Raw genomic sequence first — 19,040 nt, 5'->3', positions numbered from 1 at the left:
GCCCACCCGCCGGGTCTTTGGTCTGGACCTATTGACGATTGGTCCAGACCTCCCTACTCTCACCGAGCACGCTGCGGTGAGCCACGCAGCGGTGTGGACCAACCCCGATCTGTCCGCACACGACTCGAGGAGTTTCCTTGAGCACTCCGGCGACTCGAACTCCCCACAGGGAAAGACGGTTCACCTCCCGCGTCACCGCGGGACTGACCGCACTGTTCCTCCCTCTCGCCGCCATGGTCGGCCTCGCCTCCCCCGCCGAGGCCGCCACGTCCGCCACCGCCACGTACACCAAGTCCTCCGACTGGGGCACCGGCTTCGAGGGCAAGTGGACGGTGAAGAACACCGGCACCACGTCCATCAGTTCCTGGACCGTCGAGTGGGACTTCCCCTCCGGCACCTCCGTCACCTCCGCCTGGGACGCCACCGTCACCAGCTCCGGCAACCGCTGGACCGCCAAGAACGTCGGCTGGAACGGCACCCTCGCCCCCGGCGCCTCCGTCTCCTTCGGCTTCAACGGCAAGGGCTCCGGCTCCCCGTCCAACTGCCGGCTCAACGGCGGCTCCTGCGACGGCGGGTCCGTCCCCGGTGACAACCCGCCCTCCGCCCCCGGCGCCCTGAGCACGTCCAACGTCACCAACACCTCGGTCCGGCTGAGCTGGGGCGCGGCCACCGACGACAAGGGCGTCAAGAACTACGACGTCCTGCGGGACGGCACCAAGGTGGCCACGGTCACCGGCACCACGTACACCGACAACGGCCTGAGCGCCGGCACGGACTACTCCTACGCCGTCCAGGCCCGGGACACCGCCGACCAGACCGGCCCGGTCAGCGCCTCGGTCTCGGTGCGCACCACCGGCGGCGGCGAGCCGCCCGTCGGCGACAAGGTCAAGCTGGGCTACTTCACCAACTGGGGCGTCTACGGCCGCAACTACCACGTGAAGAACCTGGTGACCTCCGGCTCGGCCGCCAAGATCACGCACATCAACTACGCCTTCGGCAACGTCCAGGGCGGCAAGTGCACCATCGGCGACTCCTACGCGGACTACGACAAGGCGTACACCGCCGACCAGTCCGTGGACGGCAAGGCCGACACCTGGGACCAGCCCCTGCGCGGCAACTTCAACCAGCTCCGCAAGCTGAAGGCCCAGTACCCGCACATCAAGGTCCTCTGGTCCTTCGGCGGCTGGACCTGGTCCGGCGGCTTCGGCCAGGCCGTGCAGAACCCCGCCGCCTTCGCCAAGTCCTGCTACGACCTGGTCGAGGACCCGCGCTGGGCCGATGTCTTCGACGGCATCGACCTGGACTGGGAGTACCCGAACGCCTGCGGTCTGTCCTGCGACTCCAGCGGCCCGGCCGCGTTCAAGAACATGATGCAGGCGATGCGCGCCCAGTTCGGCGCGAACAACCTGGTCACCGCGGCCACCACGGCGGACGCCTCCTCCGGCGGCAAGATCGACGCGGCCGACTACGGCGGCGCCGCGCAGTACATCGACTGGTACAACGTGATGACGTACGACTTCTTCGGCGCATGGGCGGCCCAGGGCCCGACGGCCCCGCACTCGCCGCTGACCGCGTACTCCGGCATCCCGCAGGCGGGCTTCAACTCCGCCGAGGCCATCGCCAAGTTCAAGGCGAAGGGCGTCCCCGCGAAGAAGCTGCTGCTCGGCATCGGCTTCTACGGGCGCGGCTGGACGGGCGTCACCCAGTCCGCCCCGGGCGGCACCGCCACCGGACCGGCCGCCGGCACGTACGAGCAGGGCATCGAGGACTACAAGGTCCTCAAGAACTCCTGCCCGGCGAACGGCACCATCGCCGGTACCGCGTACGCCCACTGCGGCACCAACTGGTGGAGCTACGACACCCCGGCCACCATCGGCTCCAAGATGGGCTGGGCGAACAACCAGGGGCTCGGCGGAGCCTTCTTCTGGGAGTTCAGCGGCGACACCTCCAACGGTGAGCTGGTGAGCGCGATCAACAGCGGACTCGGGTAACCACCCGGTCCACACAGGCGAGAAGCCCGGGAGGGGTGGCCCCTCCCGGGCTTCTCGCTGTGCTCGAAAGCTCAAGCCATATTCACCCTCCCCCAGACTCCGCCCCGGGGGAGGGGCAGAACTCAAGCCACATTGACCCGCTGCCCCGGCGGCGCCGCCTCCAGCCAGGCCAGGAAGCCGGTCAGCGCGTCCTCGCTCATCGCGAGCTCCAGACGCGTGCCCCGGTGCAGACAGCCCAGGACCACGGAGTCCGACAGCAGGGCCAGCTCCTCCTCGCTGTCCGGCACCCGCCGGGCCAGGACCTCGATCGCCCCGCGCTCCAGGGTGCGGCGGGGGCGCGGGGCGTACGAGAAGACACGGAACCACTCGATGCGGTCCCCGTTGTAGCGGGCCACCCCGTACACCCAGCCCTTGCTGGACGGGTCGCCCTCCTCGGGGACGTTCCAGCGCAGGCTGCAGTCGAAGGTGCCCCCCGACCGCTGGATCAGCCGCCTGCGCAGCCCGAAGACCAACAGCGCGACCACCACCAGCAGGACGACCAGGCCGCTCACGAAAAGAGCGAGGAACATCTCCACCGACCTCCTCGCCTCGTCCCGTACACGAATACCTGCACCCGCATCGCCTCAGCCGCGACTCGCTCCGGAGAAGCTCCGGACCAGGCCGCGGCTGAGGGAAAACCTGTCGGCGGTGCCGCCGAGGGCCGTTCTCCCGGACGTACGACGTACCGGGAGGACCGACCCTAGCCGACCGCCACCGCGCGAAGACGGACGTCGGCACGGCGCTCGGCCGCGCCGTCGGCGTCCGACTTGGCACGCTCCAGCGCACGCTCGGCGCGCTGGACATCGATCTCGTCCGCCAGCTCGGCGATCTCCGCCAGCAGCGACAGCTTGTTGTCGGCGAAGGAGATGAAACCGCCGTGCACGGCCGCGACGACGGTCCCGCCCTCGCTCGTACGGATGGTCACCGGGCCCGACTCCAGCACACCCAGCAGCGGCTGGTGACCGGGCATGACGCCGATGTCGCCGGACGTGGTGCGCGCGACCACCAGGGTGGCCTCACCGGACCAGACACTGCGGTCCGCTGCGACCAGCTCGACGTGCAGCTCAGCAGCCAAGGTTGGCTCCTCGGGTCACCACCCGGCGGATGCGCCGGGTGTTGGGTCATAAGTCTAATAGGGGCCGGAACGCCGGAACGTCCCGACCCACCCCCGGCCGTGCGGCCGGGGACCCGGGGCGGGGCCCCGGGGTGCAGCGATGGCGTGACGAAGGGGGCGGGACGCGCCCGCCCCCCTCAGCGAGTCACCGGACTCAGGAGACGCCGAGCTCCTTGGCGTTCTTCTTGAGGTCCTCAAGGCCACCGCACATGAAGAAGGCCTGCTCGGGGAAGTGGTCGTACTCACCGTCGCAGATCGCGTTGAACGCGGCGATCGACTCGTCCAGCGGCACGTCCGAACCGTCCACGCCGGTGAACTGCTTCGCCGCGTGGGTGTTCTGGGACAGGAAGCGCTCGACACGACGGGCACGGTGGACGACCAGCTTGTCCTCCTCGCCCAGCTCGTCGATACCGAGGATCGCGATGATGTCCTGGAGGTCCTTGTACTTCTGCAGGATCCCCTTGACGCGCATCGCGGCCTCGTAGTGGTCCTGCGCGATGTAGCGCGGGTCCAGGATGCGGGACGTCGAGTCCAGCGGGTCCACCGCGGGGTAGATGCCCTTCTCGGAGATCGGACGGGAGAGAACCGTCGTCGCGTCGAGGTGGGCGAAGGTGGTGGCCGGCGCCGGGTCGGTCAGGTCGTCCGCGGGGACGTAGATCGCCTGCATCGAGGTGATCGAGTGACCACGCGTCGAGGTGATGCGCTCCTGGAGGAGGCCCATCTCGTCCGCCAGGTTCGGCTGGTAACCCACCGCGGACGGCATACGGCCGAGCAGGGTGGACACCTCGGAACCGGCCTGGGTGAACCGGAAGATGTTGTCGATGAAGAAGAGCACGTCCTGCTTCTGCACATCGCGGAAGTACTCCGCCATGGTCAGACCGGCGAGGGCGACGCGCAGACGGGTGCCCGGGGGCTCGTCCATCTGACCGAAGACCAGCGCGGTCTTGTCGAGAACGCCGGACTCCTCCATCTCCGCGATGAGGTCGTTGCCCTCACGGGTGCGCTCACCGACGCCCGCGAAGACGGAGACGCCCTCGTGGAGGTTGGCGACACGCATGATCATTTCCTGGATCAGCACGGTCTTGCCGACACCGGCACCACCGAACAGACCGATCTTTCCACCCTTGACGTACGGGGTGAGAAGGTCGACGACCTTCAGGCCGGTCTCGAACATCTCGGTCTTGGACTCGAGCTGGTCGAAGGCCGGGGCCTTGCGGTGGATCGGCCAGCGCTCACCGACGTTGGCGTTCTCCTCGGGCTGGTTCAGCACCTCACCGAGGGTGTTGAACACCTTGCCCTTGGTGAAGTCGCCGACCGGGACGGTGATGCCCGTGCCCGTGTCGGTCACCGGGGCCTGGCGGACCAGGCCGTCGGTGGGCTGCATCGAGATGGTGCGGACGATGCCGTCACCGAGGTGCTGCGCGACCTCCAGGGTCAGCGTCTTCCGGGCGCCCTCCTCGGCCGGGTCGGCGACCTCGACGTGCAGGGCGTTGTAGATGTCGGGCATCGCGTCGACGGGGAACTCCACGTCGACGACCGGGCCGATGACCCGGGCGACGCGGCCCGTGGCCGTGGCCGTCTCAACAGAGGCAGTCATTTTACTTGTCACTCCCCGCGGTCGCGTCGGCCAGGGCTGCGGAGCCACCGACGATCTCGCTGATTTCCTGGGTGATTTCGGCCTGGCGGGCCGCGTTGGCAAGACGGGAGAGCGAGGTGATCAGCTCGCCCGCGTTGTCGGTCGCCGACTTCATCGCCCGGCGGCGGGCCGCGTGCTCGGAGGCGGCGGCCTGCAGCAGGGCGTTGTAGATACGGCTCTCGACGTAGCGCGGCAGAAGGGCGTCGAGGACGTCCTCCGCCGACGGCTCGAACTCGAACAGCGGCAGGATCTCGCCCTTGCCACCGGTCTCGTCCTGGGCCTCGTCAAGGCTGAGCGGCAGCATCCGGTTGTCGACGGGGGTCTGCGTCATCATCGACACGAACTCCGTGAAGACGATGTGCAGCTCGTCGACACCGCCTTCCGCGGTGTCCTTCTGGACGGCCTCGATGAGCGGCGCGGCCACGTTCTTGGCGTGCGCGTACTCGGGGCTGTCCGTGAACCCGGTCCACGAGTCCGTGATCTTGCGCTCACGGAAGCCGTAGTAGGCGACGCCCTTGCGGCCGACGACGTAGGTGTCGACCTCCTTGCCCTCGCCACGGAGCCGCTCGGTGAGCCGCTCCGCCGCCTTGATGGCGTTGGCCGAGTAGCCGCCGGCCAGACCGCGGTCGCTCGTGACGAGCAGGACCGCGGCACGGGCCGGGGACTCCGCCTCCGTGGTCAGCGGGTGCTTGGTGTTCGATCCGGTCGCCACCGCCGTGACCGCGCGGGTGAGCTCGGTCGCGTACGGCGTGGAGGCCGCCACCTTGCGCTGCGCCTTGACGATGCGCGAGGCGGCGATCATCTCCATCGCCTTGGTGATCTTCTTCGTCGCGGTGACGGACCGGATGCGACGCTTGTAGACCCGGAGCTGGGCTCCCATGAGTCAGGTCCCTTCCTTACGTCACTTCGAGACGTTGACGGCGGCCGGGGCGTCCTCGCCGAGCAGCTTGCCGTCGTGGGTCTCGAACTGCTTCTTGAAGTCGGCGATCGAGTCCGCGACCTTGGTGAGGGTGTCGTCCGACATCTTGCCGCCCTCGCGGATCGACGCCATCAGACCGCTCTCGTCACGGTGCAGGTACTCCAGCAGCTCCTTCTCGAAGCGGCGGATGTCCTGGACGGGGACGTCGTCCATCTTGCCGGTGGTGCCGGCCCAGACGGAGACGACCTGGTCCTCGGTGGACATCGGCTGGTACTGGGGCTGCTTCAGCAGCTCGACCATGCGCTTGCCGCGCTCCAGCGACGCCTTCGAGGCCGCGTCCAGGTCGGAACCGAAGGCGGCGAACGCCTCCAGCTCACGGAACTGGGCGAGGTCGACACGGAGGCGGCCGGAGACCTGCTTCATGGCCTTGTGCTGGGCGGAGCCACCGACACGGGAGACCGAGATACCGACGTTCAGGGCCGGGCGCTGACCGGCGTTGAACAGGTCGGACTCCAGGAAGCACTGGCCGTCGGTGATGGAGATGACGTTGGTCGGGATGAACGCCGACACGTCGTTCGCCTTGGTCTCGACGATCGGCAGACCGGTCATCGAACCGGCACCCATCTCGTCGGAGAGCTTGGCGCAGCGCTCCAGCAGACGCGAGTGCAGGTAGAAGACGTCACCCGGGTAGGCCTCACGGCCCGGCGGGCGGCGCAGCAGCAGCGACACGGCGCGGTAGGCGTCGGCCTGCTTCGACAGGTCGTCGAAGATGATCAGGACGTGCTTGCCCTCGTACATCCACTGCTGGCCGATGGCCGAGCCGGTGTAGGGGGCGAGGTACTTGAAGCCGGCCGGGTCGGACGCCGGGGCGGCCACGATCGTCGTGTACTCCAGGGCGCCGGCCTCCTCCAGCGCGCCGCGGACGGACGCGATGGTGGAGCCCTTCTGGCCGATGGCGACGTAGATGCAGCGGACCTGCTTGTTCACGTCGCCCGAGCGCCAGTTGTCGCGCTGGTTGATGATCGTGTCGACGGCCAGCGCGGTCTTGCCGGTCTGGCGGTCGCCGATGATGAGCTGACGCTGACCGCGGCCGATCGGCGTCATCGCGTCGACGGCCTTGTAGCCCGTCTCCATGGGCTCGTGCACCGACTTGCGCTGCATGACCGTGGGGGCCTGCAGTTCGAGGGCGCGGCGGCCCGAGGTCTCGATCTCGCCGAGGCCGTCGATCGGGTTGCCGAGCGGGTCGACCACGCGGCCGAGGTAGCCCTCGCCGACCGCGACGGACAGGACCTCGCCGGTGCGGGTGACCGACTGGCCCTCTTCGATACCGCTGAACTCGCCGAGGACGATGGCACCGATCTCGCGCTCCTCAAGGTTGAGGGCGAGGCCGAGGGTGCCGTCCTCGAACTTCAGCAGCTCGTTCGCCATGGCGGAGGGAAGACCCTCCACCTTCGCGATACCGTCGCCGGCCAGGCTGACCGTGCCGACTTCCTCGCGCGAGGCCGCGTCCGGCTGGTACGACTGGACAAAGGTCTCCAGCGCGTCCCGGATCTCCTCCGGCCGGATCGTGAGCTCCGCCATCTGGGTTCCCTGCTCTCCTTGTTGGGCCCGAAGTTTCTTTGGGGGTCTGGGGGCCGACCCCCAGGAATCTTCTGCAATCTCTGCACGGCCCAACCGGGCCGCTGGTGTTGCCGTGGTGTTGCCTGTGCTGTTGTGCTGTCGACTGTCTCCGGCGACCGGGGTCAGCCGGCGATCCGGCGCTTGGCCTCGTCGATACGGTCCGCGACCGTGCCGTTGATGACCTCGTCACCGACGCGCACCGAGATGCCGCCGAGGACCTCGGGGTCCACCTCAAGGTTGAGGTGCATCTCACGGCCGTAGAGCCGCGCGAGACCCGCACCGAGGCGCGTCTTCTGCGCTTCGGTGAGCGGCACCGCGGAGGTCACGATCGCGACCATCCGGTCCCGCCGCGCCGCGGCGAGCTTGGACAGGGCGTCGAGCCCCGCTTCCAGGCTACGTCCCCGCGGATGCGTGACGAGATTGGTGATCAGCCGCTCGGTGGCCTTCTCGGCCTTGCCGCCGAGGAGCCGGCCGACCAGCTCGCCCTTGGCGGCCGCCGAGGCGGACCGGTCGGTCAGCGCCGAGCGCAGCTCGGTGCTGGTGGCGAGAATCCGCCCGAAGCGGAACAGCTCGTCCTCGACGTTGTCGAGGCGGCCGGTCTTCTGCGCGGCGGTGAGCTCGGCGGTGGCCGCCAGCTCCTCCAGCGCGTCGACCAGGTCGCGCGACTGCGACCAGCGTGCGCGGACCATGCCCTTGACCAGGTCGACGGCCTGGCCGCCGATCTGCCCGTCGAGCACGCGCCCGGCCAGCTCGGCCTTGGCCTCGCCGGCCTGCGCCGGGTCGGTGAGGACCCGACGCAGCGACACCTCACGGTCGAGCAGCGCGGTGACGGCGGCCAGCTCGCCGGCGAGCTTCGCCGCGTCGGCCGACGTGGAGTCGGTCAGCGCGTCGAGGGACTCGTGCGCGGCGGCCAGCGCCTCGCGGCTGGCTCCGTTCATCGGGCGGCCTCGGCCTTCGCCTCGACCTCGTCGAGGAACCGGTCGATGGTGCGGCTCTGCCGGGCGTGGTCCTCAAGGGACTCGCCGACGAGCTTGCCGGCCAGGTCGGTGGCGAGCTTGCCCACGTCCTGACGCAGCGCGCTGGCCGCGGCCTTGCGGTCGGCCTCGATCTGGGCGTGGCCGGCCGCGATGATCTCCTCACGCTGCCGCTGGCCTTCCGCCTTCATCTCGGCGATGATCGCGGTGCCCTGCTCGGTCGCCTCCTGGCGCAGCCGCGCGGCCTCGTGCCGGGCCTCGGCGAGCTGGGCCTTGTACTGCTCCAGGACGCTCTCGGCCTCGGTCTTGGCCGCGTCGGCCTTCTCGATTCCGCCTTCGATGGCCTCGCGGCGCTCGTCCAGAACCTTGTTGATGTTCGGGAGGAGCTTCTTGGCGAGGAAGTAGAAGACGATGAGGAAGGCGACGAAGCCGACGATGAGCTCAGGGATCGGCGGAATGAGCGGGTTCTGGGCTTCTTCCGCAGCGAGCTGAACCAGAGGGTTCACATCAGTGCCTTTCGTCGGAACTGCTGGTCGCTGCTCGTCTTAGTTGTAGACGAACGGCATGACCAGACCGATCAGGGCGAGCGCCTCACAGAAGGCGAAGCCGAGGATCTGGTTGGCACGAATCAGGCCGGCGGCCTCGGGCTGACGGGCCAGGGCCTGGGTGCCGTTACCGAAGATAATGCCGACGCCGACGCCGGGGCCGATGGCCGCGAGACCGTAACCGACAGAGCTGAGAGAACCGGTGACCTGAGCAAGGGTCTCAGTGGCAGCCATGCTGATTCTTCCTTTTCATGTGCGGACCGGTGGGGGTTGGCCACCGGACGATTGGGGGCTTGGAGACGGGCGTCAGTGGTGCTCGGCGAGCGCGCCCTGGATGAAGCTGCAGGCCAGGAGGACGAAGACGTACGCCTGGACAGCCTGGATGAAGAGCTCGAAGACCGTCATCGCGAGGACCATGACGAAGGACACGCCCGCGGCGGGGATGCCCCAGCCGTTGAACAGGTACCAGCTGGCGATCGTGAAGAGGACCAGCAGGGTGTGACCCGCGAACATGTTGGCGAAGAGACGGACCGCGTGCGTGAAGGGCCGGACCAGGACGTTCGAGAAGAACTCGATGACCATGACCAGCGGCAGCACCGCGCCGAGGCTCTTGTCGTAGCCGGTGAGGTTCTTGAAGCCGCCGACGAAGCCGTGACGCTTGAAGGTCAGCGACATCCAGATGACGTAGACGATCAGGGCCAGCGCCGCCGGGTACGCGATGATCGAGGTCACCGGGAACTGGGCCAGCGGGACGATCGACCAGACGTTCATGATCCAGACGAAGAAGAAGAGCGCCACCATGAAGGGGACGTACTTCTCTCCCTCCTTCTTGCCGAGGGTCTCGTACACGATGCCGCGGCGGACGAAGTCGTAGCCCGCCTCACCGACCATCTGCAGCTTGCCGGGGACGATCTTCGGCTTGCGGAACGCAGCCCAGAAGAAGCCGATGATGATCACGGTGCCCAGGAGGGCGAGGAGCATCGGCTTGTTGAAGTACCAGCTGTCGGCGTCCCCGGCGATGGGCTCGAAGATGAACGACCACAGGCTGGGGGCCGGGAAGCCGCAACCGGAGAAGATCTGACAGTCAGCCTCGAAGGCGAGCGTCATCGGGTCAGCACTCACCGCGGGCTCCTTCAGCGTGGCGCATAGGTACGGCAACCTCGTTGTGTCGGCGCGGCGCGCAGCCGCGATTCGGCACTGGACTGGTGTTACGGATGTGAGGGCGGCTGTCAGGCGATGAGCCTCGCGTCGGAACAGGCGTCAGCTCGGATGCCCGCGCCCGCAGTGCCGCAGTTGGCACCGGACGATAGCAGGATCCCGAACAGGCACTTATACCGGCCCTACGTATCACGACGACTGCCCCTTGCCCCCGGGCTTGTCGCCCTTGGAGGATTCGGGGTCGACGTAGAGGATCTTGGCCTTCATGTGCGATCGCGTCTGTGCGCCGATCCAGACAAGGGTCAGCACGACCAGGGTGATGGCGAAGACCTTGGGTTCGAACAGCGTGGTGTCCTTGAACACCGCGACGAAGACGAACAGCAGCAGCAACTGTGCCGTGTAGAGCATCAGACCCATGGCCTGGAACAGCTGCGGCAGTGATTTGGCGACGCGCTGAAGGACGTACAGCCCGATCCCCATGAAGAGGATCACGACCAGAGCCGCCACCAGGGCACCGACGGCGCCCTTTCCGCCGGCGAAGATCGCGCCGACTACGGCCGCAACGGCACCTGCGGCTGCGGTGGGTACGGCAGCCTCAAGAAGGGTGCGTGCGTCGTTGGACGGCATGGCGGCATCTCCGCTAACTGGGTGGGGGCAGTGGTGTCGTCATGGACGAGCATGGACCGGTGCCGAGTTGGGCCTCGGCGGGCCAACAGACCGTCGCACTACGGTCCTTCGGCGCTGTCTCCGGTTCTCGTGAACGGTATCACAAACTATTTGATGAGGTCTTTACCCGCAGGTGTGCCAACTGTCACACATGAGAGTGACCGCGCGCGTGTGTGCACACGAACAAAAGGCGGCGTCTGCTAGTGGGCCCGCCTGCGCATGCAAAGCGGGCCCCGACGCCGAAGCGCGGGGCCCGCCGTTCACCGCCTGCTCAGCAGCCGATGTTCTTGATGCCGGTGCCCTGCGTCCACAGGGTGCCGCCGTACCGGAAGGACTCCTTCTTGTTCGCCCCGATGGCGAACTCCGGGTCCCGGCGGGCAGCCACCGTCACGCTGAAACAGGCCTTGCGGGCGCAGGTGTTCTCCACCTCGACCAGCCTGTTGAAACGCTTGCTGTAGAAGCGGACCACCTTGACGCACTTGGCCGGCGCCGCTGCCGTCTCCTGCGGACCCTGCGGTGCGGCGATCGCGGACGGGGCGGTGAACACCATCGAGCCGAAGGCGACGGCCGCGGCCGCCACGGCACCTGCTGCCTTGCGCATACTTCCCCCTGAGAAGGTTGAATCGGAGACGACGGACGGTCATTTCACGTCGCCCTGGGTGATCAGACCGTATGACGCGCGCGCTCTAGGTGTCCATCCGATTCCGGTGCGCATGCAAACCTTGGCTCAATGGCTCAAGATCGCCCCCGAGTTCACGAGCACGGGCGGGCAACCGCCCGCCCTCACCCCCGCGTCAGCGCCCCACCCGCCGGTCTCCGAAGCGCGAGCGTCCGCCAATCGCTGTCGCGCCGTTGACCCACCGTTGCGCACCGCCCACCCGCCCGGAGCACGAGCACTGAGCACAACAGGCGCCCAGCCGTCGGGCCGGGCGCCTGCGATCAAGCTAGTGCGTCAGTTGTGAACGGTCGCGCACGCCAGACCGCTCGTGAACTTCCAGCCCGTGCACAGCTTGGTGCCGTTGGGGTACCGCTTCGCATAGTGGCCCCAGTCGTGGCTGACGGGACGGCCCTGGCGAGTGCTGGCATTCTCCCAGTGGGTCTTCGCCCGCTGGCCCGGAATCTCGATCTTCAGCTTCGCGATGCGTCCCGATTCGGTACGCGGCGCCGGGGTGTAGCTGGCACTGATGTCGGTCACCCTGAGTCCGGAGCCCGACACCGTGATGCAGTTACTCCCGCCCCCGGTGCAGTTGTGGGCCCGAGCCGATGCCGGGCCGGCGCCCAAGGCGCCGGCCAGCAGAGCCGTTACCGCGACGACACCGGTGCGCTTCATTGCAGACGTGGCAGTCACTCTCAAGTTCCGCAATCTTGAAGGAGCGGTGGTCGGCCGCTCAAGATCGAGACTACGGAGTGCCAATGTCCGATCGCTGCCTGTTTCGCGTCACTATGCGTCCGAAACGCTGATGCTTCGCATCAGCCGGTAGCAGCGATCGGGACGGTGCGGGCGTCAGCGCCCCACCCGCCGGTCGCCGAAGCGTGAGCGTCCGCCGATCGCTGTCGCGCCGTTGACGCCGCTCACGCCGACGCCGACCGGGATGCGTTCCTCGTCGTCGGAGGGCGCGTCCGGGGCGGGGGCGGGCTGCGGGGTGCCCCCCGCGGCCACCGTCGAGGCGCGGCGGCGACGGCGGTAGCGGGGCGGGACGAAGGACTCCGCCCAGCGCGGCGCCCTCGGGCGGAAGCGGGGCATCAGCAGGAGGACCAGGCCCACCGCGCTGAGGATCACGATCATCGGGACGATCCACGTCGAGTACGCGTGCACCGAGTAGAGCACCGCGCCGAAGGCGATCAGGCCGGACCAGAAGTACATGATCAGGACGGCCCGGCTGTGGGAGTGGCCGATCTCCAGCAGCCGGTGGTGCAGATGCCCGCGGTCGGCCGCGAACGGCGACTGCCCCTTCCAGGTGCGGCGCACGATCGCCAGGACCAGGTCCGCGATCGGGATCGCGACGATCGTCAGCGGAATGATGATCGGCATATAGACCGGCACCATCGCGTGCACCGCGTCCCGCTCCGACCCCACGCTGTTCGCGATCCGGTCCGGGTCGACCTGGCCGGTGATGGAGATCGCGCCGGCCGCCAGCACCAGCCCGATGAGCATGGAGCCCGAGTCCCCCATGAAGATCCGCGCGGGATGCATGTTGTGCGGCAGGAAGCCCAGGCACATGCCCACCAGGATCGACGCGAACAGGGACGCCGGGGCCGCCGCCTCGATGCCGTAGCCGACCCACATCCGGTACGCGTAGAGGAAGAAGGCCGCCGAGGTGATGCACACCATGCCCGCGGCGAGGCCGTCGAGGCCGTCCACGAAGTTGACCGCGTTGATGGTGATGACCACCAGGGCCACCGTCAGCAGATTGCCCTGCCACGCGGTGAGGGAGACCGTGCCGACGCCCGGGACCGGAATCCACAGGATGGTCAGGCCCTGCGCGACCATCACACCGGCCGCGATCATCTGCCCGCCGAGCTTGATCAGCGCGTCGATCTCGAACTTGTCGTCCAGGACGCCGATCAGCCAGATCAGCGCCGCTCCGGAGAGCAGCGCCCTGGGCTCGTTCGACAGCTCGAAGACGTCGTTGAGGTTGACGAGATGGTCCGCCACCAGCAGACCCGCGCAGAGGCCGCCGAACATGGCGATGCCGCCGAGCCGCGGGGTCGGTTCCCGGTGCACGTCACGCGCACGGATCGCCGGCATCGCGCCGGCTGCGATGGCGAACTTCCGCACCGGCCCGGTCAGCAGATAGGTCACCGCTGCCGTGACACAGAGCGTCAGCAGGTACTCGCGCACTGAATCTCCATGTGATGGGACGACGCGCCGATCCACACCTTAGGACATGAGACGGGTGTGAACGGCCGACGGTTGCACGGGCCGGCCCTCGCCTACCCGGCCTTCACCGGTTCACTCCGGAAGCCACACGCGCGCCCCGGGCGCCGCCCACCCCCCGGCGCTCCCGCCCGCCTCCCGCGCCGTACCCGCCGCGCTCAGCCGCCCGCCGGGTACGGCGGGAACGCCGCCGTCATCTCCGCCACCTGCTCGCGCACCCGCCCGTCCTCCCGGATCGCGGCCGCGAAGAGGCGGGCGATACGGGCCATCTCCGTCGGGCCCATCCCCTGGGTGGTGACCGCCGCCGTGCCGAGGCGGATGCCGCGGCCCTCCCCGTACGGCAGGGCGCAGGTGTCCACCACGATGCCCGCGGCCGACAGCCGGCCCCGCGCGGTGCGGCCGTCGACGCCCAGCGGGGCCGGGTCGGCCCCCACGATGTGGGTGTCCGTGCCGCCCGTCAGCACCGCGAGGCCCTCCGCCGCCAGGCCCTCGGCCAGTTCGCGCGCGTTGGCTACCACCCGGTGCGCGTACGCCGCGAAGCCGGGCGCCGCCGCCTCCCCGAAGGCCACCGCCTTGGCCGCGATGGTGTGCATCTGGGCCCCGCCCTGGGTGAAGGGGAAGACCGCCCGGTCGATCCGGTCCGCCAGGTCCGCGCCGCACAGGATCATCCCGCCGCGCGGGCCGCGCAGCACCTTGTGGGTGGTCGCGCAGACCACGTCCGCGTACGGGACGGGGCTGGGCGCCGCTCCCCCGGCGACCAGGCCGACCGGGTGGGCCGCGTCCGCGATGAGGTAGGCGCCGACCTCGTCGGCGACCTCGCGGAAGGCCGCGTAGTCGGGGTGGCGGGGGTAGGAGATCGAACCGCAGACGATCGCCTTCGGTCGGCACTGGCGGGCCAGCTCCCGCAGCGCCCGGTAGTCGATGAGCCCGGTCTCGGCGTCGACCCCGTAGGCGACGAAGTCGAACCAGCGGCCCGAGAAGTTCGCGGGCGAGCCGTGGGTGAGGTGCCCGCCGTACGGGAGGCCCATCGCGAGGACGGTGTCGCCCGGCCGCAGCAGGGCCGCGTACGCGGCGAGGACCGCGGAGGAACCGGAGTGCGGCTGCACATTGGCGTGCTCGCAGCCGAACAGGGCCTTCGCCCGCTCGATCGCCAGGCGCTCGGCGGCGTCGGCGTACTCGCAGCCGCCGTGGTGGCGGGCGCCGGGGTAGCCCTCGGCGTACTTGTTCGCGAGCGGCGAGCCGAGGGCGGCGAGGACCGCGGGCGAGGTGAAGTTCTCGGCGGCGATCAGCTGGAGGGCCTCCGCCTGCCGCCGGGCCTCGCCGAGGAGGAGGTCGGCGGCCTGCGGGTCCTGGCGGCGCAGCGCCGCGAAGGAGGCGACCTCGAAGGACGGGGCCGGGAGGGACGGGCCGCCGTGGGCGGCCGGTGCGGGACGGACCTCGGGGGAAACGGACATGACGGCTCCGGGCCTCGGAGGGAGCTGCGGCACCTCCAATGTAGGACCGCGGCCCCCGGTGCGCGCTCTGTGCGCACGCGGTTTCCGCGCGGGGCGCGGTCCGGGGGTGGTCCGGGCCCGCCCGGGAGCCGACCGGTCCTGCCCCGGACCGGCCCTGCCGCACATCCGGCCGCCGCCGCTACCCGGGGCGACGCCGCACACGGCTGCCGTCGATGCCCGGGTCAGCGCCTACAGCTGCCCCGGCTCAGCGCCGCGCCAGGCCCCCCGGCACCCGGACCGGCGCTCCTGTCGTGCCCGGACCGGCGCCCGGGTGCCCGCGCACCCGGGCGCCGGAGGGTCGGCGCCGCGCCAGAACCCCGCCGCTGCCGGGTCAGAGCCCGCGTCGGCGTCCGGCTCCGCCGCGCACCCGGCCGCCCTCGACGCCCGAGCCGGCGCCCCCGGCACCCGGGTCGGTGCCCACGCACCGGGTCGGCGCCCCCGGCACCCGGGCCCGGGTCGGCGCCCCGGTCAGCCCGCGCCGGGGCCCGGTCCGCGCGCGCCGGCGCGCCCCGCGTCAGTGCTCCGCCGGTACGCCCGTCAGCGCCGTGACGACCGGGTCCAGTGCCTGGTGGATCTCGTCGCCGATGGAGCGGAAGAAGGTGATCGGCGCCCCGTACGGGTCGAAGACCTCGTCCGCGTCCGGGCTGGGAGCCAGCAGCCAGCCGCGCAGCGCCGCGGCCGCGCGGACCAGGGCGCGGGCGCGTTCCACCACGCCCTCCTCGCGCGGGTCGGGCAGGGTCGCCGGGTCTATGGCCCGCACCAGGCGGGTGAACTCCTTCAGGGTGAAGGTGCGCAGACCGGCCGAGTGCCCCATGGAGATCACCTGCGCCCGGTGGTCCCGGGTCGCGGTCAGGACCAGGTCCGCGCGGATGACGTGCTCGTCCAGCAGCTCCCGTCCCGTGAACCCGGTCGCGTCCGCGCCGAAGTCCGCGAGGACCAGCTCCGCGTTGGCCTCCATCGGCGCGCCCTCGTGGCCCCAGGTGCCGGCGCTCTCCACCACGAGCCCGCCCGCGAGGTGGTCCCCGAGGCGGGCGGTCAGGGCATGGCGGGTCAGCCGCTCGGTGATGGGCGAGCGGCAGACGTTGCCGGTGCTGACGTGGAGGATGCGGAAGCTCGGGGCCGGGCCGGCGGTGTCCGCTATGCCACGCTCCTCGGGGCCGGTCACCGTGCCTGCCCCCAGGGGTGTGCCGTCGTCACGGCGCCACCTCCAGGTCGGGTACGACCTTGCGCAGTTCGTCGGCGGAGAGGGCGCCCTCGCGCAGCAGCACCGGGACCGCGCCGGTGACGTCGACGATCGAGGAGGGCACGATGCCCGGGGTCGGGCCGCCGTCCAGGTAGACGGAGACGGAGTCGCCGAGCATCTCCTGGGCGGCGTCGCAGTCCTCGGGCGCGGGGTGCCCGGTGAGGTTGGCGCTGGAGACGGCCATCGGGCCGGTCTCGGTGAGCAGTTCGATGGCGACCGGGTGCAGGGGCATCCGGATGGCGACCGTGCCCCGGGTGTCGCCGAGGTCCCACTGGAGGGACGGCTGGTGCCGGGTGACGAGGGTCAGCGCGCCGGGCCAGAAGGCGTCGACCAGCTCCCACGCCTGCTCGGAGAAGTCGGTGACCAGACCGTGCAGGGTGTTCGGGGAGCCGATGAGGACGGGCGTGGGCATGTTCCGGCCGCGGCCCTTGGCGGCCAGCAGGTCGGCCACGGCCTCGGAGGTGAAGGCGTCCGCGCCGATGCCGTAGACGGTGTCGGTGGGCAGCACGACGAGCTCGCCGCGGCGCACGGCCGCCGCTGCCTCGCGCAGCCCGGTCGCACGGTCCGTGGTGTCGTTGCAGTCGTATCGCCGAGCCATCTAACGAGCCTCCTCGTGCTGCTGCCTGGTCATGGCATCGCCTTGCGCGCGGTCGCGAAGCGCGGCCGCTTGTTGAGATCGGGGTGGTCGGCCGCGTCCGCCCAGCCGGACTCCTCGTTGAAGATCCACGGCACCTGTCCGCCCTGGGTGTCCGCGTGCTCGACGACCACCAGGCCGCCGGGCCGCAGCAGGCGGTGCGCGGTGCGCTCGATGCCGCGGATCGTGTCGAGTCCGTCCTCACCGGAGAAGAGGGCCATCTGCGGGTCGTGGTCACGCGCCTCGGGCGCCACGTACTCCCACTCGGTGAGCGGGATGTACGGCGGGTTGGAGATCACCAGGTCGACCTGGCCGTCCAACTCCGGGAGGGCGCTGAGCGCGTCGCCCTGGTGGACGGAGACCCGGGAGCCCTCGGCGTTGCGCCGGGTCCACTTCAGGGCGTCGTCGGACAGCTCCACCGCGTGCACCCGGGAGCGGGGCACCTCCTGCGCCATGGCGAGGGCGATGGCGCCCGACCCGGTGCACAGGTCGACGATCAGGGGCTCGACGACGTCCATCGCGCGGACGGCCTCTATCGCCCAGCCGACGACCGACTCGGTCTCCGGGCGGGGTACGAACACCCCGGGGCCGACCTGGAGTTCCAGGTAGCGGAAGAAGGCGCGGCCGGTGATGTGCTGGAGGGGTTCCCGCGCCTCGCGCCGGGCGATCGCCTCCCAGTAGCGGGCGTCGAAGTCGCCGTCCCTGACCTGGTGCAGCTCCCCCCGCTTCACCCCGTGCACATAGGCGGCGAGTTCCTCCGCGTCGAAACGCGGCGAGGGCACGCCGGCGTCGGCCAGCCGCTGGGTGGCCTGCGCCACCTCGGCAAGCAGCAGACTGCGGGGGCCTGGAGGTCGCCCCCCAGAGGATGACTGCACGCTGGTCCTCCGGTGCGGTGGTGCGGGTGTATGGGGTACGGGAGCGGGCCGGGCGGCGCGGTCCTACTGCGCGGCGGCCAGCTTGGCGGCGGAGTCGGCGTCCACGCACGCCTGGATCACCGCGTCGAGGTCCCCGTCGAGGACCTGGTCCAGGTTGTACGCCTTGAAGCCGACCCGGTGGTCCGAGAGGCGGTTCTCCGGGAAGTTGTACGTCCGGATCTTCTCGGAGCGGTCGACCGTGCGGACCTGGCTGCGGCGGGCGTCCGCGGCCTCCTTCTCGGCCTCCTCCTGCGCGGCGGCGAGCAGCCGGGAGCGCAGGATGCGCATGGCCTGCTCCTTGTTCTGGAGCTGGCTCTTCTCGTTCTGGCAGGAGGCCACGATGCCGGTCGGCAGGTGGGTGATGCGCACGGCGGAGTCGGTGGTGTTCACGGACTGGCCGCCGGGACCGGAGGACCGGTAGACGTCGACGCGCAGGTCGTTGGCGTGGATCTCGACGTCGATCTCCTCGGCCTCGGGCGTCACGAGGACACCGGCGGCGGAGGTGTGGATGCGGCCCTGGGACTCGGTCGCGGGCACCCGCTGGACGCGGTGCACCCCGCCCTCGTACTTCAGCCGGGCCCAGACTCCCTGGCCGGGCTCGGTGGCGCCCTGGCCGCCCTTGGTCTTCACGGCGACCTGGACGTCCTTGTAGCCGCCCAGCTCGGACTCGGTGGCGTCGATGATCTCGGTCTTCCAGCCGACGCGCTCGGCGTAGCGCAGGTACATGCGCAGCAGGTCGCCGGCGAACAGGGCGGACTCGTCGCCGCCCGCGCCCGCCTTGACCTCCAGGATCACGTCCTTGTCGTCGCTGGGGTCGCGGGGCACCAGCAGCAGCCGCAGCTTCTCGGTCAGCTCCTCGCGCTGCTTCTCCAGCACCTTGACCTCGGCGGCGAAGTCCGGGTCGTCGGCGGCGAATTCACGCGCGGTCTCGATGTCCTCGCCGGCCTGCTTCCAGGAGCGGTACGTGCCGACGACGGGCGTCAGCTCGGCGTAGCGCTTGTTGAGCTTGCGAGCGTTCGCCTGGTCGGCGTGGACCGAAGGGTCGGCGAGCTTCTTCTCCAGATCGGCGTGCTCGCCGATCAGTTCCTCGACCGCTTCGAACATTGTCGGGCTCCTGGTCTGTGTACGCGTGCTTCGGTGCGTCGGGCGCGGGCTGCGTGCGCGGGGGTGGTGCGGACCGCGGCGTGCGCGGGGTGGCCGCTCGGAACGGACAAAG

At 70.1% G+C, this 19,040-nt stretch carries 19 protein-coding genes; 1 reads left to right on the top strand and 18 read right to left on the bottom strand.

Features of this window, described 5'->3' with window-relative positions; all coding sequences use genetic code 11:
- Positions 1 to 233 precede the first annotated feature (233 nt).
- On the top strand, positions 234 to 1,991 hold the full coding sequence (locus ABZ457_RS12615) for a glycoside hydrolase family 18 chitinase (protein WP_359156910.1): 1,758 nt from the start codon (positions 234 to 236) through the stop codon (positions 1,989 to 1,991).
- Positions 1,992 to 2,113: 122 nt separating this feature from the next.
- Here the strand turns inward: ABZ457_RS12615 and ABZ457_RS12610 are convergent, their stop codons facing one another.
- The 18 genes from ABZ457_RS12610 to prfA all read right to left on the bottom strand — a co-directional run bounded on the left by ABZ457_RS12610 (position 2,114) and on the right by prfA (position 18,928).
- A complete protein-coding gene (locus ABZ457_RS12610) occupies positions 2,114 to 2,560 on the bottom strand; it encodes a DUF2550 domain-containing protein (RefSeq protein WP_359156908.1) in 447 nt (148 codons plus the stop codon).
- A 170-nt stretch (positions 2,561 to 2,730) separates the two neighbouring features.
- A complete protein-coding gene (locus ABZ457_RS12605; RefSeq protein WP_018845401.1) occupies positions 2,731 to 3,105 on the bottom strand; it encodes a F0F1 ATP synthase subunit epsilon in 375 nt (124 codons plus the stop codon).
- Between the two features lie 193 nt (positions 3,106 to 3,298).
- Positions 3,299 to 4,741, bottom strand: a complete 1,443-nt coding sequence (atpD, locus tag ABZ457_RS12600; protein WP_018845402.1) for a F0F1 ATP synthase subunit beta — start codon at positions 4,739 to 4,741, stop codon at positions 3,299 to 3,301.
- 1 nt (position 4,742) lies between these two features.
- A complete protein-coding gene (locus ABZ457_RS12595) occupies positions 4,743 to 5,660 on the bottom strand; it encodes a F0F1 ATP synthase subunit gamma (RefSeq protein ID WP_359156905.1) in 918 nt (305 codons plus the stop codon).
- A 21-nt stretch (positions 5,661 to 5,681) separates the two neighbouring features.
- Positions 5,682 to 7,280 carry a F0F1 ATP synthase subunit alpha gene (gene atpA / locus ABZ457_RS12590; protein WP_018845404.1) on the bottom strand — a complete coding sequence of 533 codons (1,599 nt, stop codon included), beginning with the start codon at positions 7,278 to 7,280 and terminating at the stop codon, positions 5,682 to 5,684.
- Positions 7,281 to 7,441: 161 nt separating this feature from the next.
- Positions 7,442 to 8,257, bottom strand: a complete 816-nt coding sequence (locus tag ABZ457_RS12585; protein WP_359156903.1) for a F0F1 ATP synthase subunit delta — start codon at positions 8,255 to 8,257, stop codon at positions 7,442 to 7,444.
- A complete protein-coding gene (locus ABZ457_RS12580; protein ID WP_359156901.1) occupies positions 8,254 to 8,799 on the bottom strand; it encodes a F0F1 ATP synthase subunit B in 546 nt (181 codons plus the stop codon). The genes ABZ457_RS12585 and ABZ457_RS12580 overlap by 4 nt, the downstream gene beginning before the upstream one ends.
- A gap of 39 nt (positions 8,800 to 8,838) precedes the next feature.
- Complete coding sequence (gene atpE, locus ABZ457_RS12575) at positions 8,839 to 9,072, bottom strand: ATP synthase F0 subunit C (protein ID WP_359156899.1); 234 nt, start codon at positions 9,070 to 9,072, stop codon at positions 8,839 to 8,841.
- Positions 9,073 to 9,144: 72 nt separating this feature from the next.
- On the bottom strand, positions 9,145 to 9,960 hold the full coding sequence (atpB, locus tag ABZ457_RS12570; RefSeq protein ID WP_359156897.1) for a F0F1 ATP synthase subunit A: 816 nt from the start codon (positions 9,958 to 9,960) through the stop codon (positions 9,145 to 9,147).
- A 225-nt stretch (positions 9,961 to 10,185) separates the two neighbouring features.
- Positions 10,186 to 10,623 carry a hypothetical protein gene (locus tag ABZ457_RS12565; protein ID WP_359156895.1) on the bottom strand — a complete coding sequence of 146 codons (438 nt, stop codon included), beginning with the start codon at positions 10,621 to 10,623 and terminating at the stop codon, positions 10,186 to 10,188.
- Positions 10,624 to 10,933: 310 nt separating this feature from the next.
- Positions 10,934 to 11,263, bottom strand: a complete 330-nt coding sequence (locus ABZ457_RS12560; protein WP_359156893.1) for a hypothetical protein — start codon at positions 11,261 to 11,263, stop codon at positions 10,934 to 10,936.
- Positions 11,264 to 11,614: 351 nt separating this feature from the next.
- The gene (locus ABZ457_RS12555) at positions 11,615 to 11,992 is read right to left on the bottom strand and encodes a hypothetical protein (protein WP_359156891.1); all 378 of its coding nucleotides are present in this window, start codon (positions 11,990 to 11,992) and stop codon (positions 11,615 to 11,617) included.
- Positions 11,993 to 12,166: 174 nt separating this feature from the next.
- Positions 12,167 to 13,504: an MraY family glycosyltransferase gene (locus tag ABZ457_RS12550; RefSeq protein WP_359156889.1), complete on the bottom strand. Its 1,338-nt coding sequence runs from the start codon at positions 13,502 to 13,504 to the stop codon at positions 12,167 to 12,169.
- 194 nt (positions 13,505 to 13,698) lie between these two features.
- Entirely contained in the window at positions 13,699 to 14,994 is a 1,296-nt protein-coding gene (glyA, locus tag ABZ457_RS12545) for a serine hydroxymethyltransferase (RefSeq protein WP_359156887.1), read from the bottom strand.
- Between the two features lie 553 nt (positions 14,995 to 15,547).
- Positions 15,548 to 16,198, bottom strand: a complete 651-nt coding sequence (locus ABZ457_RS12540; protein ID WP_359156885.1) for a protein-tyrosine-phosphatase — start codon at positions 16,196 to 16,198, stop codon at positions 15,548 to 15,550.
- Positions 16,199 to 16,226: 28 nt separating this feature from the next.
- On the bottom strand, positions 16,227 to 16,874 hold the full coding sequence (locus ABZ457_RS12535) for an L-threonylcarbamoyladenylate synthase (protein WP_359156883.1): 648 nt from the start codon (positions 16,872 to 16,874) through the stop codon (positions 16,227 to 16,229).
- A gap of 29 nt (positions 16,875 to 16,903) precedes the next feature.
- On the bottom strand, positions 16,904 to 17,785 hold the full coding sequence (gene prmC, locus ABZ457_RS12530; protein WP_359156881.1) for a peptide chain release factor N(5)-glutamine methyltransferase: 882 nt from the start codon (positions 17,783 to 17,785) through the stop codon (positions 16,904 to 16,906).
- Positions 17,786 to 17,848: 63 nt separating this feature from the next.
- Positions 17,849 to 18,928: a peptide chain release factor 1 gene (prfA, locus tag ABZ457_RS12525; protein WP_359156879.1), complete on the bottom strand. Its 1,080-nt coding sequence runs from the start codon at positions 18,926 to 18,928 to the stop codon at positions 17,849 to 17,851.
- Between the last annotated feature and the right edge of the window lie 112 nt (positions 18,929 to 19,040).

The organism is Streptomyces sp. NPDC005805 (assembly GCF_040630445.1).
Taxonomy (GTDB): Bacteria; Actinomycetota; Actinomycetes; order Streptomycetales; family Streptomycetaceae; genus Streptomyces.
Note: the sequence above shows the minus strand (reverse complement) of the source record. Positions and strands in the feature narration are given on the sequence as shown.